The following is a 17,229-nucleotide window of genomic DNA, read 5'->3' as shown; positions in this document are numbered from 1 at the left end:
CAATGAACAAAGGAATTAATGCCTGGTGTTTTCCAGACGGTCTTCATGCAGAAGAGATAATAAAGAAAGCAAAAGCTTCAGGATTTAAGGGAATAGAGTTTAATGTAGAAGAAAAAGAGGACGCCATACTTAAGCTGGATTCGACGGAAGAAGAAGTGATGAATATAAAAGAAACAGCAGGCAAATATGACATAGACATCTTCAGTATTTCCACGGACATGCTCTGGAAGTATCCGTTAACTTCGGAAAACAAAGCTGTCAGGCAAAAAGGGATGCAAGTTGTCGAAAAAATGATCAGGATTGCTGATCAATGTGAAGCGAAAACAGTGTTAGTCGTGCCTGGGATCGTAACTGAAGAAGTTTCCTATGATACAGCTTACGAACGGTCATTGGAGGCGATGAGAGAATTATCAGCATTCGCAGAAGAAAAGAAAATCCGAATCGGAATCGAAAATGTGTGGAATAAGTTTCTGTTAAGCCCACTGGAAATGGCGCGCTTTATAGAAGAGATAAATTCCCCTTATGCAGGAGTCTACTTAGATATTGGCAATGTCGTTTATACCGGATTTCCAGAACAATGGATTAAAATACTTGCTGAAAAAATTGTAGCGGTTCATATCAAAGATTTTAAAACATCCGTCGGAAATATGGATGGCTTTGTCCCTTTATTAGCAGGAGATATTGCCTGGGACAAAATTGCCCATGCCTTAGAAGCGATTAATTATAATGGATTCGTATCACCAGAAATCCCACCCCATCCCTTTCACACAGATTTGCAGTTAACCATGACTTCATGCATCATGGATCATTTTTTCCCATTCGATTGGAGAGAAAATTGATGGCAGAGAGAAGAGAATTAGCAATTGGAATTGATTTAGGCGGTACCAAGATCCTGGCAGCATTGATTACAAAAGACGGGGATATTTTAAGCAATTTAGAGGTAGAGACACTGGCAGCGAAAGGCCCAGACGTGGTCTATCAACAAGTGGTCTCTTCTGTTCATAAACTGATAAGAGAGAGTCAAGTAAATAAAAATAGACTGCTAGGAATAGGAATTGCTGCAGCCGGAGTGATTAATATGCAAAATAAAGAAGTAATCTTTGCTAATAATACCGGCTGGAGAAACATGCCAATCGGGGAACTGCTGGAAAGTGAATTCGAACTTCCGGTACATCTCGTCAATGATGCCAATGCAGCTGCTATTGCAGAAAGAATTTGGGGAGCGGGAAAAGGTGCCGAAAACCTCGTATATATCACAGTCAGTACAGGAATAGGAGCCGGAATTATCAGCGACGGTCGCTTGATTACAGGTGAAGGAGACAGTGCAGGTGAATTCGGGCACATTTCTATTGATGTAAATGGTTCGAAATGCGGCTGCGGAAATAGAGGTTGTCTGGAAAACCTTGCATCAGGTACTGCGATTGCGAAGACCGCAAAGGAAAAATTGAGAAATGGTGAATATAGTGAATTTTTCACTGAAACGGATAGTCCCTCAGCTGAAGAAATCGGGAAGGCTTCACTAAAAGGGGATACGTTTTCTCAAAAACTATTAAAAGAAACAGCAACATACTTAGGAGTCGGTGTGACTAACATGGTTCATATCCTGAATACAGGAGTCATCGTTTTCGGCGGGGGTGTTATGAACCTTTCTGATATCCTATTACCTGAAATAAAAAAGACCGTAAACCAGAGAGGGATACCAAGTATGGTTGATAGGGTGAATATAGTGAAATCTGAACTTGGTATGAATGCAGGTGTCTTAGGAGCTGTTGGTTATTATTTCGAAGAGAGCGGCGATAAAGTATTGGCTTCCACCGAAAAATAAGTGGAAGGGAAACAATTTGGTCCCTGGCTGTGGGGCCTGTTTTTTTATGATAAGACAACACGTGCGTTTTCTGATAGATTAATAACTACCACTAAATACGAGGAGGTTTCTATGAGAAAAATTCGTTGGGGCGTATTAAGTACGGCGGGTATTGCGCAAAAAGAGTTGATACCGGCAATCACCCGGGCAAGAAACGCAGAAGTTGCTGCGATTGCAACAGGAAGTGACGTCGGGAAAGCCGAAGGAATTGCAAGCCGGTTCGAGATATCCTCTGTTTATGACAGCTATGACAAGTTGCTGGAAGACCCGGAAATCGACGCTGTCTATATTCCGCTCCCTAACCATTTACATAAGGAGTGGACAATCAAGGCAGCTCACAAAGGCAAGCATGTTTTGTGTGAAAAACCGATAGGAATCAATGCCGAAGAAGCAGAAGAAATGAAAAAAGTTTGTGAGGAAAATGGTGTTTTATTGATGGAAGCATTCATGTATTATTTCCATCCCCAGCACGAGCGGGCCAAGGAAGTTATCGCATCAGGTGAAATCGGAGATCCTGTATATATGCAGGCAGCATTTTCATTCTTTATGGATGAGGACAAACGCAAAGAAAATATCCGCGTTCAAAAAGAAAAAGGTGGCGGCAGTATTTATGATGTTGGCTGCTATGGGATCCATTCGATCCGTCAGATTCTCGGGGAAGAGCCAGAGAGTGTCCATGTCCATGCTAAGATCGACACTGATTACGAAGTGGAAACGACATCCATTGGTTATCTGGATTTTGCTTCTGGGAAAAAGGCAGTGTTCGAAAGCAGCTTCGACATGGCTGGAAGGGATGAATATGAGATTGTCGGAACCAAAGGAAAGATCCAGGTACCGCGTGCTTACCGGCCAGATGCCCGAGGTGGCGAAGGGATTATCCGGATCGAGAGCGGTAATTCAATTCGTGAAGAAGCCATCATGGGTGATCAATACCGCTTCCAGGTGGAGCATTTTTCCGAAGCAATCCTGAATGACGATAAGCATGTTGCCCATACCATGGAAAATACAATTGCCAATATGCGCGTAATTGAAGCGTGTTACAAGTCGATTGAACAGAACAGACAAGTTAATATTAATCCTTAGGAGACAGGCCGACTTTGCCTGTCTTTTTTTATAGGTTGTGTATGCCTCTTTACGGCTTAATCATTCTGCACTCTGAGGCTTAAAAAAGCTCTTTTTATGACAAAATACAATACTGTGACAGCTTTATTTAAGCTGATCGGAGGGACGTTTTCTTATTTGAAAATATTCTGAAAATTAGGTTGACCCATCAACCTAATGACGGTATAATTTTACGTGTTGAATGTTAACAGAAATTACCACAGAAAAGAGGTGAAATCTACACGTTTTTCGATTTTCGACTCTTACAATACATTAAATGGGAGGAGTTCGATTGAAAAAAAGTCCAGTAAAGTTGTTTATAGTTTCATTTTTTGTAATCGTTTTCATTTCGTTTGTGACAGTAGGCGCAAACTTAACTGCAGAAGCGGAAACTAATCATGATCAAGAAGCTTCTGCAGAAGGAGAGTCTGAACTAGTTAATTTGCAGTTACTCGGCATAACGGATTTCCACGGTTATTTAGAACCAGAAAATAACCATCATGGTAAGCTGGATACACCTGATGGCCAATTGACGGTTGGTGGTGCAGCTTATATGGCAACCCATCTCGACCGATTGGAAGAGGGCCATAGTAACTCTATCAGACTATCAGCTGGTGATGACTTCAGCGGCTGGCCATTTATGGTTGAAGTTTTCAAGGATGAGCCGACGATCGAATTTTTTAATGCTTTAGGTCTCGACTTGTCTGTTGCAGGTAACCATGAATTTGACCGGACAGCGGAATTCCTTGAAAAACATATGATGAATGGGAAGTGTGTCGGCAAACCGGGAAGAGATATGTGCTTTGAGGACTCTACCGGGGAAGTGTTTCAGGGTGCAGATTATAATTATCTCAGTGCTAACATACGTGATGCTCAATCCGGTAAACTTGTACTTAAGCCATATGAAATTAAGCAGATTCCTGACGGCAAGGGTGGTACAATTCCTGTAGGATTTATAGGTTTGACAACCCCGACAACCATCCTGGGTACGACCTCTTTTCAAGAGGGAGCACTAACTGCTGATGGTCTAGTAGAATCTGCAAACCGCTATACGAAGGAACTCAAAGAGTTAGGAGTAGAAACGATTGTTACTGTCGTACATGAGGGCGGTTCAGATTTTCATTACTATAACCAATGCAAAGATCCATATGGACCTGTAATTGACTTTGCAAAGGAAGCTTCTCCGGAAATTGACGCTATTGTGACAGGACATTGGCACGCGTCTTTCAACTGTTCCATTGAGGACCCAAATGGAAATCCACGTCCAGTAGTAGAGGGAGCTAATCATGGAAAGCTGATCAGTGAAATAAATCTCATGATTGATCCTGAGACAAAAGATGTTGTACGTGAGAAAACTACTTCTACGAACCATCCAGTAACAAGGGATGTTCCAAAGGATCCTGAAATTGAACAAATGGTCTCCTACTGGAAAGAACGCAGCGAAGAAGCCGGATCAGAGCCGGTTGCTAAAATTACCGGAGATCTTACCAGAGAACGTAGTGCTGATGGGGAGAGTACACTAGCTAATGTTGCAGCTGATGCCCATTATGCTGCTGGTAAAAAAGGAAAGAAAAAACCTGCAGATTTTGCTTTGACGGCGGAGAGTCCGCTTGATGGTGATTTGCTTTATGAAAGTGGAAGCAATCCTGCAGACAGTGATGGGACTGTATTATTCAGGGAGCAATTTGAGGCTCATGGATATGCTAACCCTGTTGTCAATGTGACGTTGACAGGAGCAGAAATTGATCAGATTCTTGAGGAACAATGGCGCAAAGAGAGCGATGGCAGTGTGTCATTCCATCCGCTGGCTGTTTCTCATAATGTACGTTATGCGTATGACGATAGCAAACCGGTAGGACAAAGAGTATCCCCTGAAGATGTTGTGATTAATGGGAAAACGCTAGAACCTGACCGCTCCTATCGTGTAGCTGCACTTGCCTACTTGATAAGGAATGGTGATGGGTATGAGACATTCCTGGAATACAAAGACCCTGTTCGGATTCAAGTAGATTATTGGGCATTCTTGGACTACCTGAAAGCACAGGAAGTCATCGAACCTCCTAAATTGAACCGGGTATCTTCTTTGAATTAGACTCATAGAATTGGTAAAAGGGAACTCCCTTGAGCAAGCTTTTTTGGAATCAAGGGAGTTCCCTTAAAAAAAGAAGAGGAGTTAATTTTCTGAAAATTAAGTTGACCCATCAACCCGTCAATTGTATAATGGAATAGGTAATAGTTGGTAATCGATTCCTTAGGGGTAATTGGGGAGGGGGGAATCCGAGCAGATAAATATGATACATATTAACCCATTGGCTGCTGATCTTTCGCTGGTGTAAGAAGAAAAGTATAGGTTGGCCTTATTAAATATTTTACCAAAGAGGAGCTGTTAATTTTGCGTAAAATTTTATCATTATCTTTGATTGTTCTCTTATCTGTCCTTGCTGCATGTTCTTCCAGTGCTAATGATACAGGAGGAGATGGCGGAAATTCTGAAAGCGTTACCATAACTCTGGGTATGTGGGATGAAGCTCAAGTAGATGCCTATGAGCCGGTTGTTAAAAAGTTTGAAGAGGAAAACCCGGATATCAACGTCAAGCTGCAACCGACTCCTTGGGAGCAATACTGGACTAAGTTGGAAACTGCTGCCACTGGAAGTGTGTTGCCTGATGTTTTTTGGATGAACGGTCCAAACATTATTAAGTATGCTTCCAATGATATTTTACTTCCCCTGGATAAATACATGGAAAAAAGCGATGTAAAGATAGATAAATTTCCGCAGTCTTTGGTCGACCTTTATAATTACGAAGATACGCAGTATGCCATCCCAAAAGATTTTGATACAGTAGCACTTTTTTACAACAAGGAACTTTTCGATAAAGCTGGCGTTGCATACCCGGACGACACGTGGGATTGGGATGACCTTGAAAAAGCTGCAAAGAAACTGACCAACAAGGAAGAAGGTATTTATGGCATTGCAGCAAAATTAAACAATCAGTCTAACTACTACAATACAATCTATCAAGCTGGTGGATATGTCGTGTCCGATGATATGAAGGATTCAGGGTACGATGAGCCTGAAACGATTAAGGGTTTGAAATTCTGGACCGACCTTATTCATGAACATGAAGCATCCCCGACCTTAGCACAAATGACGGATACGACTCCAAGGGCTATGTTTGAATCAGGTAAAGTTGCAATGCTTTACGACGGCTCCTGGATGGCAAAAGTTTTTCATGAGAATGAAACATTAAAAGGCAAAATTGATGTTGCGGAATTACCTAAGAATGAACAACGCGCAACGATTATCCATGGTATCGGTCATGTGATTGCTGCCAATACAGAACACCCGGATGCTGCATGGAAACTAGTGGAATATCTGGCTTCTGAGGAAGCTAATAAAATGTTTTCTGAAGCAGGAAGTTTCATTCCTGCCTATGAAGGTATGCAGGAAGATTGGGTCAAGGCTATCCCTGAAATGAATTTACAAGTGTTCATTGACAGTTTGGAATATGCAGTCCCTTATCCGTCTGCTCCTAATACAACAGAATGGCAAACCCTGGAGCAGGAGTATTTCCCTAAAGCTTGGACAGGAGAAGCAAGTGTAGAAGAAGTAGCAAAAGATCTTGCTAAAGAAATGGAAGAAATCTTGAACAAGTAACTAATATGGGCTATCTCTATAAATTTTGAGGTAGCCCTCCTATTGAGGTGAGTCGTTATGAGTTCGAAACCAGTTATGAATAAAAGGAAACGGAAAAGAATAAGCCCTTTAAAAAGAGGAGATTATTTCTGGGGCTATGCAATGATAGCGCCAACCTTGATAGGGCTTTTAGTGTTATACATATGGCCAAGTATTCAGACTTTTTATTTCAGCCTTAACACTTGGAAGGCATTCGGGAATTATGAATGGGGAGGCCTTTCCAATTATAAGCGGATATTAGAAGATCCTGATTTAATCACTGCATTAAAAAACACACTCATTTTCTCCGTATTGTCTGTGCCGCTGAGTATCGCCATAGCCATTTTTGTAGCCTTATTGTTGAATCAGAAAATTAAAGGATTGTCCATTTACCGTACTCTCTACTTCCTTCCGGTTGTTACCATTCCGGCTGCGATTGCAATGGTGTGGAAATGGCTGTACACCGCTGAATATGGGCTGATCAACTATGTACTTGGTATTTTCTCCATTGAAGGGCCAAATTGGCTGACAAATCCTGATTTAGCTTTATATTCGATCATCATAGTCAGTGTCTGGATGCAGATTGGGTATTATATGATTTTCTTTTTATCAGGTTTACAAGGGATTCCAAACTCTCTATATGAAGCAGCATCTATCGATGGTGCTGGAGCAGTAAGGAAGTTTTTTACGATTACACTTCCGTTATTGACTCCAACCATTTTCTTCGTGACAATCATTTCTCTTATTGAAGCATTACAGGTGTTCGATTTAATCTTTATGATGATTGAACCAACAAGTCCTGCTTATCAGGATACACGTACACTTGTCGTTCTATTCTTTGAACAGGCATTCAAAATGAACGATAAAGGATTCGCCTCTGCGATTGCAATCTTGATTTTCTTATTGATATTTGTGGTAACCATCATCCAGGTAAAACTCCAGAAGAAATGGGTTCATTATGACTGATGACATGACAGTAGTTTAAGAAAGGAGGAGTTAACTTGGGCAAGTCCGCTTCAAAAAAGCAAACGAAGAAAAGTAATATTATTGTACATATATTGTTGATTATAGGAGCTTTGGCAATGGTAGGTCCGTTCATATGGATGCTGTTGACATCTATTAAGACAGTTGGAGAATCTACTCAGGTGCCACCGGTTATTTTTCCAGAGGAAATCCAGTGGGAAAACTATACAGAAATTTTCACCTCTCTGCCATTTTCCAGCTTTTATTTCAACACGATTGTTATGACCGGGGGAATTCTGATCGGCCAGTTGATTCTTTGCTCGATGGCAGGTTACGCCTTTGCAAGAATCGACTTTCCGGGAAGAAACGGGTTGTTTATTTTATTTTTATCTGTCCTAATGATTCCTCCACAGGCTTTCCTGATACCGCAATTTTTCCTTATGGAATCTTTTGGATGGTTAAATACGTTGCAAGCATTAATCATGCCAGGTTTGTTCAGTGCTTTTGGAACGTTCTTGATGAGGCAGTTCTTCATGTCGCTTCCGAAAGAGTTAGAGGAATCAGCCAGAATTGATGGGTGCAACCATTTTCAAATATTCTGGAGAATCATGCTTCCACTGGCAAAGCCAGGGCTGATTGCTTTGTCCATTACGACGGTGCTTTTCAGCTGGAAATCATTGATGTGGCCGCTGATCGTCAACAATTCGATGGAAAAGATGCCATTATCTGCAGGGCTTGCTTACCTGAAAGGCCAGTATGTCACAGATTATCCCATTCTTATGGCGGGCGCCGTTCTGGCCTTATGGCCGGTAATTGTCATTTTTATCGTACTGCAGCGTCACTTTATCGAAGGGATTACATTTACGGGATCAAAAGGATAGGCTGTTTTATTAAAAGTATTTAAATTATTAGAATCAATAAACGAGATCAACAGGGTAAGTTGGGAAAGGTGGCATAAGCTTGGTACATTTAGAGACAAAATGTGTAAGCTCGTTAGAAAAAGTGTTCCCTGATGAAGAGTTAAAAGCAGCTCCTTATACAGGTGGTACAGCTCTTAAGGCTGAAACGTTTTCTTTTCAAGTAGCTTATCGTAATAATGGTGAATTGCTTCCTGAGTTAAAGGTTATGGTGGAATCTGAAATTAGCGAAGCGATTGAGTTCCATTCTGTCGGGGTGGTTCCTTCCGAACTGCCGAGTTATCATGACCATGATTCCAATGTGCTGCGAACAACACCAGGTCTATATCCCGATCCTCTTTACCCTGAAAAGGATAGAGTGGTTGCGGGTCTGCCCAATCAATGGCGCGCGTTATGGTTCAGCGTGAATATACCCGAAGATGAAACATCAGGAGTATATCCGATTCATGTCATTTTCCGTTCCGGCAACGACGTACTTGCCAGAGAAACTTTTCACTTGGAAATATTGGATGCAAGGCTGCCTGATCAGCAGTTGATTCATACGGAATGGTTTCACGCTGATTGCCTCGCGGTCCACTATGATGTACCTGTATTCAGCAAAGATCACTGGAAATTGATTGATACCTATTTACAAAATGCAGTGGCACATGGCGTCAATATGATATTGACACCGTTATTCACCCCGCCTTTAGATACAGAAATAGGGGCAGAGCGGCCGACTGTTCAATTGATTGATGTTGAAAAGAAAGGTTCCAGCTATTCATTTGATTTTTCCAATTTAAGAAAATGGATAGAAATCGCACAGGAAAAAGGAATTGTATACTTTGAGTTCTCTCACTTTTTTACCCAGTGGGGGGCAAAGCATGCTCCCAAAATAATCGCAGTTGAAAATGGCCAGAAGAAAGTAATATTTGGTTGGGAAACGGAGGCAGCTGGAATAGAATATAAAACTTTCTTATCCCAGTTTCTCCCCGAATTAATTACTTTTATAAAAGAACATAATTTAGTTGAAAACGTTTATTTTCATGTTTCTGATGAGCCTGATAGAGATAACCTTTTTGCTTATAAGGAAGCCAGTAAGTTTATACATTCCTACCTGTCTGATTATCCTGTAATTGATGCTTTATCGGACTATGACTATTACAAAAAGGGTATTGTAAAGCAGCCAATCCCGGCCAGCGATCACATTAACACTTTTTTGGAACAGGAGGTCCCTGATCTTTGGACCTACTACTGCTGTAAACAATATAAAAAAGTTTCCAACCGCTTTTTTAATTTTCCTTCAGCACGTAACCGGATTATCGGGTTCCAGCTTTATAAGTTTAATATCAAAGGTTTTCTGCATTGGGGATACAATTTCTGGTTTTCAAAATTGTCCCGCGAGCACATCAATCCCTTCCTGAATACCGATGCTGGGCATGGTTTTCCATCAGGGGACGCTTTTTTAGTATACCCTGGTGAAAATGGCCCGATAAATTCTATAAGAATAAAGGTTTTTTACGAAGCTTTACAGGATTTAAGGGCATTGCAGTTATTAGAAACCTATCTTGGAAAAGAACAGGTAATAGAACTGATCGAAAACTCTTTAGAGGAGCCGCTGACTTTTGAACAAGTTCCACTAAAAAGCAGTTGGCTGATCAATAAAAGAAACGAAATCAATCAAAGAATAGTAGAAGAAGCGGCCAGGAATCAATCGACAGTTAAAATAGACAGGTAACCTTAAACTATTTATGATAACATTTACATTAATATATGGACGCCTTGGAAAGAGAGGATGAGTTAAAAAGTGAAAGTGCTTGATTCTACTAGTTTTGTGCCATTGTATCATCAGCTGAAAGAAATCATCATCGAAAATATTGAAAATAATATTTGGAAACCTGGGGATAAGATTCCTTCCGAACATCAACTGCGGGAGCAATATAATGTCAGTCGTAATACTGTCAAAAAAGCAATCGAGGACCTGGTGCAGGAAGGTACGCTATATCGTGTCCAGGGGACGGGGACCTTTGTCAACAAACCAAAAATAGAGCAGTCGCTGTCTGGATTCTACAGCTTCAGCCAGGTGCTTAAAGACAAGGGATTGCGGCCAAAGGATATTCTGTTAGAGCTGGAGCAGGTAAAGGCCCCTCAGAAGATTGCATCCGCTTTACAGATAAACAAAGACGAAGAAGTCATTATGCTGAAAAGACTGCGTTGTGCAAATGATGAACCTATTATATTAGAAACCTCCTATTTGCCGGTAAATCGGGTTGACGATTTAGAAAAAATGAAACTAGTGGGCAAAACACCTTTGTACGATATCCTTGCCAATGATTTTAATGTGGTCGTAAGCTCTGCGAAAGAAACGTTTGAGCCAGTTCTGATACTGGAACACGAAGCAAGTCAACTTAATGTCCATGAAGGGAGCCCGGCATTATTGCTGGAAAGAATTGCGTATGACAGTATGAGGCGCCCAGTAGAGTATTGTAAGTCGATTGTCCGTGGAGACAGATGCAGATTTTACACAGAGTTGATCTGACTCTGTGTAGGCTTTTATTTTTTTTAGATGATGTTGACCCATCAACCGGATAACGGGATATAGGGAAAGGATGAAAACTAACATGGCTTTTGTGACAAGTAAGGAAATTATGACAGATGCTTATCGAAACAATTATGGAATAGGTGCTTTTGCGGTACATAATTTGGAAATATTGGAAGCAGTAGTCCGACAGGCAGAGAAATTAGCTGCCCCTATCATTTTGCAAACGACTCCTGGGACCGTGAAGTATCTTGGAATCGATCGGGCAGTCCAGATGATAAAAGCAACCGCTGAAAAAGCAAAAATACCAATTGCGCTTCATTTAGATCATGGGGACTCTTTCGAAACGGCAATGAAATGTCTGCGCGCAGGATATACCTCCATCATGATTGATGGCTCTCACCTCCCTTTTGAGGAAAATATCGAGCTGGTCAAACGCGTGGTAGCTGCCGCCAAGCCGATGGGTGTCCCGGTGGAAGCTGAACTCGGTACAATCGGCGGAGTGGAAGATGACCTGGAGGTTAGTGAGGAGTATGCCATGTTCACCCAGCCTTCTGATGCTAAAACATTTGTCGAGGAGACGGACATCGATTTTTTTGCTCCAGCATTCGGTACTGCTCACGGGTTGTACAAGAAGGAACCGAAGCTGCGTTTTGATTTGTTAGAACAGATTAATAAAATGGTTGATGTACCTATTGTCATGCATGGTGCATCAGGCGTGCCCGATGTCAGTGTTATGGAAGCATTGAAATACGGAGTTGCTAAAGTGAATTTTTCAACCGAATTGAAAGTGGTATTTGTGGAGGCTTTAAGAAAGGTTCTAAGCGAGGATCCTGATGTAAGTGATCCTAGAAAATACTTTGTTCCTGCAATGGATGAAGTATCTAAAGTGGTAGCGCAAAAAATTTCATTACTTGGATCGGCAAATAAAGGGGGAAGCGGTCTTGATCACAACCGTTACCTTGAACGCAGCAATCGATAAAACATACTGGCTTGATAACCTGACAGTTGGAACGGCAAACCGAGTAAAAAAGGCTGCCACAGAAGCTGGCGGGAAGGGTGTCAACGTTGCGAAAGTTTTGTCCACCTTAGGGAATGATGTGACAGTCACTGGTCTGATTGGCGGGTCAGATGGCAGGCTGATCATTGAAAGGTTGAAAGAGTTCCCTGTAAATCAGCAATGGTCTGAAATAAGCCAAAACTCACGTACATGCCTGAACATTATCGATGAAAGCGGAAAAGTCGAGACAGAGATTTTAGAAAATGGGCCAGCTGTTTCGGAGAAGGAATGGAAAAGATTTATCAGTCATTTAAAAGAAATAGCAAATGAAAGTAGTTTGGTCCTTTTCTCAGGAAGTCTGCCATCAGGATTGCCGGCTGACTCTTATAAAACTCTAGTGGAAGAACTTCAGGCTAAAGGTATCTTTTGTGGTGTTGATACCAGCGGGGAACCGCTGAAAAAGTGTCTGGAAATCGAGCCTGAAATAATCAAACCAAATAAGAAAGAGCTTGAAGATTTTTGCGGAAGGAAATTAGACAATCTGGAAGATGTCATAGCTGAAGCAAAGCTTATCCATCAAAAAGGAGTCAAATATGTATTCGTTACGTTAGGAAAGGAAGGGGCAATTGCTGTAGGTGATACAGGAATTTACCAAGCAATAATTCCTGAAATTAAGTCAGTTAATAGTGTCGGCAGTGGAGATGCCACTTTTGCCGGGATTGGAGGAGTTCTGCAAGACAGTGATGATATCGAGCTGGCTCTTCTGAACGGTATGGCTGCCGGAATTGCTAATGCATTACAGACCAAGGCAGGGCGGGTAAACCGGCAAGATTACTTGGATTTACAACAGAAAATCAGTGTCAAAAAAATTGGGTAGAGGTGAGAATATGGAGACATATACATGGAAAGAAATTACGGAGCAGGATCACGCATTGAAATTGACGTATGAGGTGATGGATAAGAAAAAGTACGATGGAAAAAGAAATTATGATGTATTTGTGTTTACCGGTTGCGGCACTTCTTTTTATTTAGCTCATTCTGCAGCAAAGTACTTTCAGAAAACTACTGGAAAAACGGCTATTGCTGTACCATCCTCTGAGATATTCATGGATTTCGGCAGTGTTTTTTCAGAGCATTACTCTTACCAGCTCATTGTCATATCTCGTTCTGGAACGACATCGGAGGCAGTAAAGGCTTTGGAATATGTGAAAGACATTGATTATATTGATACGCTGGCTATTACCTGTAATCAATCCAGTGATTCAGGAGAACTTTCGGATGAGGTAATTCTACTGGATCATATTAATGAAAAAAGTGTAGTGATGACCCAGTCCTTTTCCAGTATGCTGTATGCCCTCCAGTTATATGCGGCGCATGTTGGCGGAAAGGAAATTAAGAAAAAGGAATTAAGTAAAATTCCGGATTTATCATCTTCATTGATGAAGAAAGAGGAATCTCTGAAAGCATTAGCGAACGATACAAATTATAAAAGGTTCATATATCTGGGTGCGAGTGTCTTCAACGGAATAGCCAAAGAAGCTACTTTGAAAATAAAAGAAATGACACAGACCGAATGTGAAAGCTATTCTAATCTGGAATTCCGTCATGGCCCAATATCCATAGTGGATTCTTCCACCGTAGTCGTGTTGCTTACGTCTGAAACTTCAGAAGCCTACGACAGCAGCCTGGTAACCGATATTAAAAACAAAGGTGCGAAAGTGGTCGTACTTAAAGGGAAAGAGTCTCAAGTTAACGGAGATACGGAACTGCTTATTCCTGGAGATGCTCCATCTGATGAAGCTGCTGCCCTTTATATGCCTTATCTTCAGCTCTTGGCTTTTTACAAAGCAAAGGCGTTAGGTCTGAATCCCGATGAACCGAGAAACCTGACTCAGGTTGTGAAATTGAAAATTTAATTTAGAAACGGGGATCTAAGTGTGAATTATTCATTGGCAGTAGACATTGGCGGTACGAAGATAGCTGCAGGTGTAATGAATGAAAACCAGGAGTGGTTATCACAAATAACAAAAAAGAGCGATGCCTCTTCCTCTGAAAATATGTATCTATCATTGTTGGGAAGTATGCAGACTGCTATTCAAACGGCAGGATTGGAATCTGGCAACATCTCAAACCTTGGAGTGACTGTACCAGGGAAAGTAGATATAGAAAATGGCATAGCCGTATATCAGAACAATCTGCCGTGGCGGAATTTCCCGTTAAAGCAGCGGTTGATCGAAAGCTTCCCTGGAAGCAGTATTACGATGGAGCATGATGTAGTGGCAGCTGCTCTAGGGGAATGGGGAGCCAGGGTGTTGGAAAAAGAAATGTTGATATACGTGACGGTCAGTACAGGCTTATCGGCTAGCATTATCTTTGAAGGGAAACCGTTGAGAGGGGAAGGGATGGCAGGGGAGATAGGCTTCTACCCTGTAAATGGAAGAACATTAGAAGCCTGTGCTTCCGGCTCAGCCATGGAAAAGGAGCTTAAGGCGCAATATGGCATCGCTTCACTTCGAGAAGGAATGAAGCTTTGGCAGGAAGGTAAGAAAGAATTAACGCGATTTTTCGAGAAGAAAGCCTATCACATTGCCTTGGGTTTATTTATGGTTACTGCTACCCTTGATCCACATAAAATTGTGATTGGTGGAGGAGTAATCAGCAACCAGCCAGCTTTTTATAAACTTATCCAATTGCAATACGAGAAATTATGTAAGCATCCAATCCAGGAGGCTTGGATTAACAAACTTGAAAAAAGCAAATTAGGAGATAGCTCAGCTCTTTTTGGCGCAGCCATGAAAGCTTCATCCAAAACGCCAGTATTAAAGGAAGGATAGCCATGGAAGATGTTATTTTAGAAAATGCTGATATTTATACCGGGGAAGAGGAAATCCGGGGAGGCTCCATCTATATTTCGAACGGGAAAATCATGGAGGTTTCAGCTAATCGTACAATTACGAAAGAGAATATCCGGACCATTGACTGCCGCGGGCTCGGATGGGTTGTCCCTGGAATGATTGACATCCATATTCATGGAGCAAGCGGCCATGATGTGATGGATGGTACATCGGAAGCCTTGCTTGAAATGTGTAAGGTATTACCTTCGGAAGGAACCACTTCCTTTTTAGCAACTACCATGACTAGCTCCGAGAGTCTGATCGATCGTGCTTTGGTAAACGCAGCACATCACATTCGTTCCAGTAATAATAGTGGGGCTGAGCTGTTAGGGTTTCATCTGGAAGGCCCATTTATCAATAAGGAAAAGCGGGGAGCACAGCGTGCTGAACATATCAAGGTGCCAGATGTGGAAAAATTTCAACGGTGGCAGGAACTCTCGGGTGAATCTATTAAATTAGTAACACTTGCCCCTGAAAAAGATAAGGACTTTACTTTGATTAAATACTTGAATAATAAAGGTATTACTGTTTCCATGGGACACACCAATGGCAACTATGAAATGTTGACTGAAGCAACTTTTCAAGGAGTTTCCCATGCCACGCATTTATTTAATGGGATGTCTGGCCTTCACCATAGGGAACCAGGTGCGGCAGGAGCAGCCTTGTTGTCACCAGATACGAGTGTTGAAGTTATTTTTGACAAAATACACGTGGCCCCTGAGATGATTAAGTTAGCATACAACCTGAAAGGATCTGATAAATTTATCCTAATCACCGATGCGATGCGTGCGAAAAACCTGGTGGATGGAGTATATCAGTTGGGTGGTCAGGAGGTTTTTGTCAGGAGCGGGAAAGCATTAAATGAAGAGGGATCTCTTGCAGGCAGTACATTACACATGCATGAAGCAAGGAGAAATTTTGCCAATTGGATCGATCATGATGTTTCCGTTCTGACAAAAATCACCGCTGTCAATCCTGCGAAGAAAATTGGTGTGTACCATCGAAAAGGATCGATCCATCCTGGAAAAGATGCTGACATTATTGTTATTAATGATGCCGGAGATGTTGTCCTATCTATGTGCAGAGGGGAACTTCAGGCAACGGAAAGTTTGGGTAAGGGGATGGTGCAATGAATATAGGCGTAATAGGCTACGGACTCAGGGCGAGTCACGTCATAAAAGAATTACAACAATGCGATCCATCCTGCGAAATTACTGCTATTACTGAAATTAATCAAGAAGCTGTCAAAGAAAAATTAGGCGATGAAGCTGAGAATATTTCCTTTTATAAAACTCCTGAGGAGATGCTGGAGGATCAAAAATTAGACGGCATCATCATTGGAACGAGATGCGATTTACATACCGAAATGGCTATGAAAGTATTTCCAAGCAATATACCGATTTTTTTAGAAAAGCCCGTTGCTATCAATCATCAGCAACTATTACAGTTGAAAAAAGCCAACGAAAAATATAAACCCCAGGTTGTCGTTTCATTCCCGTTAAGGTTCACTCCTATCTTGAAGCATGCCAAAGCACTTATTGAAGAAGGAAAACTAGGAACAATCGAACACGTACAGGCTACCAACAATGTGACATATGGGACGGTGTATTTTCAGAACTGGTATCGGAATGAAGAACAGACAGGCGGTTTATTTTTGCAAAAAGCAACCCATGACTTTGACTATATCAATTATTTATTAGACCTTAAGCCTACTAGGATTTCAGCAATGGAATCTAAGCAGATTTTTACAGGTGATAAACCAGCCAGCCTGAAGTGCGTGGATTGCAGTGAGCAGGATACATGCCTGGAAAGCGCCGTATTAAAAAGGAAAAAAGGGGAAGTTCCCCAAGGTGAGTATTGCTGTTTTGCAGAAGATACAGGAAACCATGACTCAGCAAGCGCCCTGATCCAATATGAAACCGGCATGCATGTGTCCTATTCCCAGAACTTTTTTGTCCGAAAGAAAGCTGGAGTACGAGGGGCAAGGTTAATGGGACATAAAGGAACAATGGAATTTGATTTCTATAAAAACAAACTAAGTATCTACCAGCACCACACAGATATAGTAGAAACCCATGAAATCGACACAGAAGGTAAGACTCACTTTGGAGGAGATTCGGCTTTGGTGCAAAACTTCATTGAGGTAATGAAAGGAGGAAAAGCTGTATCAAAATCTCCATTGGAAGATGGTTTGCTGAGCGGGTTGATGTGTATGAAAGCAAGAGACTCAGTACAAAATGGCCGGTTTGAAAAAATTAACTTTGAATAAATTCATGAGGCAAAGCTTCTTTAAATA

The 17,229-nt window shown here is 41.5% G+C and carries 15 protein-coding genes; all 15 read left to right on the top strand.

The features are described 5' to 3' along the window. Positions 1-2 precede the first annotated feature (2 nt). The 15 genes from JOC33_RS02345 (at position 3) to JOC33_RS02275 (ending at position 17,202) form a co-directional block, all read left to right on the top strand. Positions 3-839 carry a sugar phosphate isomerase/epimerase family protein gene (locus JOC33_RS02345; RefSeq protein WP_205090582.1) on the top strand — a complete coding sequence of 279 codons (837 nt, stop codon included), beginning with the start codon at positions 3-5 and terminating at the stop codon, positions 837-839. Beyond that, the gene (locus JOC33_RS02340; protein WP_205090580.1) at positions 839-1,825 is read left to right on the top strand and encodes an ROK family protein; all 987 of its coding nucleotides are present in this window, start codon (positions 839-841) and stop codon (positions 1,823-1,825) included. Before JOC33_RS02345 ends, JOC33_RS02340 begins: the two co-directional genes overlap by 1 nt. Before the next feature lie 111 nt (positions 1,826-1,936). Next, positions 1,937-2,947, top strand: a complete 1,011-nt coding sequence (locus JOC33_RS02335) for a Gfo/Idh/MocA family protein (RefSeq protein ID WP_205090578.1) — start codon at positions 1,937-1,939, stop codon at positions 2,945-2,947. Between the two features lie 310 nt (positions 2,948-3,257). Next, complete coding sequence (locus JOC33_RS02330) at positions 3,258-5,057, top strand: bifunctional metallophosphatase/5'-nucleotidase (RefSeq protein ID WP_205090577.1); 1,800 nt, start codon at positions 3,258-3,260, stop codon at positions 5,055-5,057. Positions 5,058-5,357: 300 nt separating this feature from the next. Next, positions 5,358-6,623: an ABC transporter substrate-binding protein gene (locus tag JOC33_RS02325; RefSeq protein WP_205090576.1), complete on the top strand. Its 1,266-nt coding sequence runs from the start codon at positions 5,358-5,360 to the stop codon at positions 6,621-6,623. A 57-nt stretch (positions 6,624-6,680) separates the two neighbouring features. Next, positions 6,681-7,607, top strand: a complete 927-nt coding sequence (locus JOC33_RS02320; protein ID WP_205090575.1) for a carbohydrate ABC transporter permease — start codon at positions 6,681-6,683, stop codon at positions 7,605-7,607. Between the two features lie 116 nt (positions 7,608-7,723). Next, on the top strand, positions 7,724-8,485 hold the full coding sequence (locus JOC33_RS02315) for a carbohydrate ABC transporter permease (protein WP_205091514.1): 762 nt from the start codon (positions 7,724-7,726) through the stop codon (positions 8,483-8,485). Positions 8,486-8,564: 79 nt separating this feature from the next. Then, positions 8,565-10,238: a DUF4091 domain-containing protein gene (locus JOC33_RS02310; RefSeq protein ID WP_205090574.1), complete on the top strand. Its 1,674-nt coding sequence runs from the start codon at positions 8,565-8,567 to the stop codon at positions 10,236-10,238. A 69-nt stretch (positions 10,239-10,307) separates the two neighbouring features. Next, positions 10,308-11,039: a UTRA domain-containing protein gene (locus JOC33_RS20485; RefSeq protein ID WP_205090573.1), complete on the top strand. Its 732-nt coding sequence runs from the start codon at positions 10,308-10,310 to the stop codon at positions 11,037-11,039. An 82-nt stretch (positions 11,040-11,121) separates the two neighbouring features. Beyond that, the gene (gene fba, locus JOC33_RS02300) at positions 11,122-12,021 is read left to right on the top strand and encodes a class II fructose-1,6-bisphosphate aldolase (protein ID WP_205090572.1); all 900 of its coding nucleotides are present in this window, start codon (positions 11,122-11,124) and stop codon (positions 12,019-12,021) included. Then, positions 11,984-12,916, top strand: a complete 933-nt coding sequence (locus JOC33_RS02295; protein WP_205090570.1) for a 1-phosphofructokinase family hexose kinase — start codon at positions 11,984-11,986, stop codon at positions 12,914-12,916. The genes fba and JOC33_RS02295 overlap by 38 nt, the downstream gene beginning before the upstream one ends. 10 nt (positions 12,917-12,926) lie before the next feature. Continuing rightward, the gene (locus tag JOC33_RS02290) at positions 12,927-13,955 is read left to right on the top strand and encodes an SIS domain-containing protein (protein WP_205090568.1); all 1,029 of its coding nucleotides are present in this window, start codon (positions 12,927-12,929) and stop codon (positions 13,953-13,955) included. A 21-nt stretch (positions 13,956-13,976) separates the two neighbouring features. After that, positions 13,977-14,873, top strand: a complete 897-nt coding sequence (locus JOC33_RS02285) for an ROK family protein (protein WP_205090563.1) — start codon at positions 13,977-13,979, stop codon at positions 14,871-14,873. Between the two features lie 2 nt (positions 14,874-14,875). Next, positions 14,876-16,066, top strand: a complete 1,191-nt coding sequence (nagA, locus tag JOC33_RS02280) for an N-acetylglucosamine-6-phosphate deacetylase (protein ID WP_205090562.1) — start codon at positions 14,876-14,878, stop codon at positions 16,064-16,066. Continuing rightward, complete coding sequence (locus JOC33_RS02275) at positions 16,063-17,202, top strand: Gfo/Idh/MocA family protein (protein WP_205090556.1); 1,140 nt, start codon at positions 16,063-16,065, stop codon at positions 17,200-17,202. The genes nagA and JOC33_RS02275 overlap by 4 nt, the downstream gene beginning before the upstream one ends. Positions 17,203-17,229 lie beyond the last annotated feature (27 nt).

It is taken from the genome of Thalassobacillus pellis (genome assembly GCF_016908295.1).
Lineage (GTDB): Bacteria > Bacillota > Bacilli > Bacillales > Halobacillaceae > Thalassobacillus > Thalassobacillus pellis.
The sequence above is the reverse complement of the archived record's forward strand: the minus strand, read 5'-3'. Positions and strand labels throughout refer to the sequence as shown.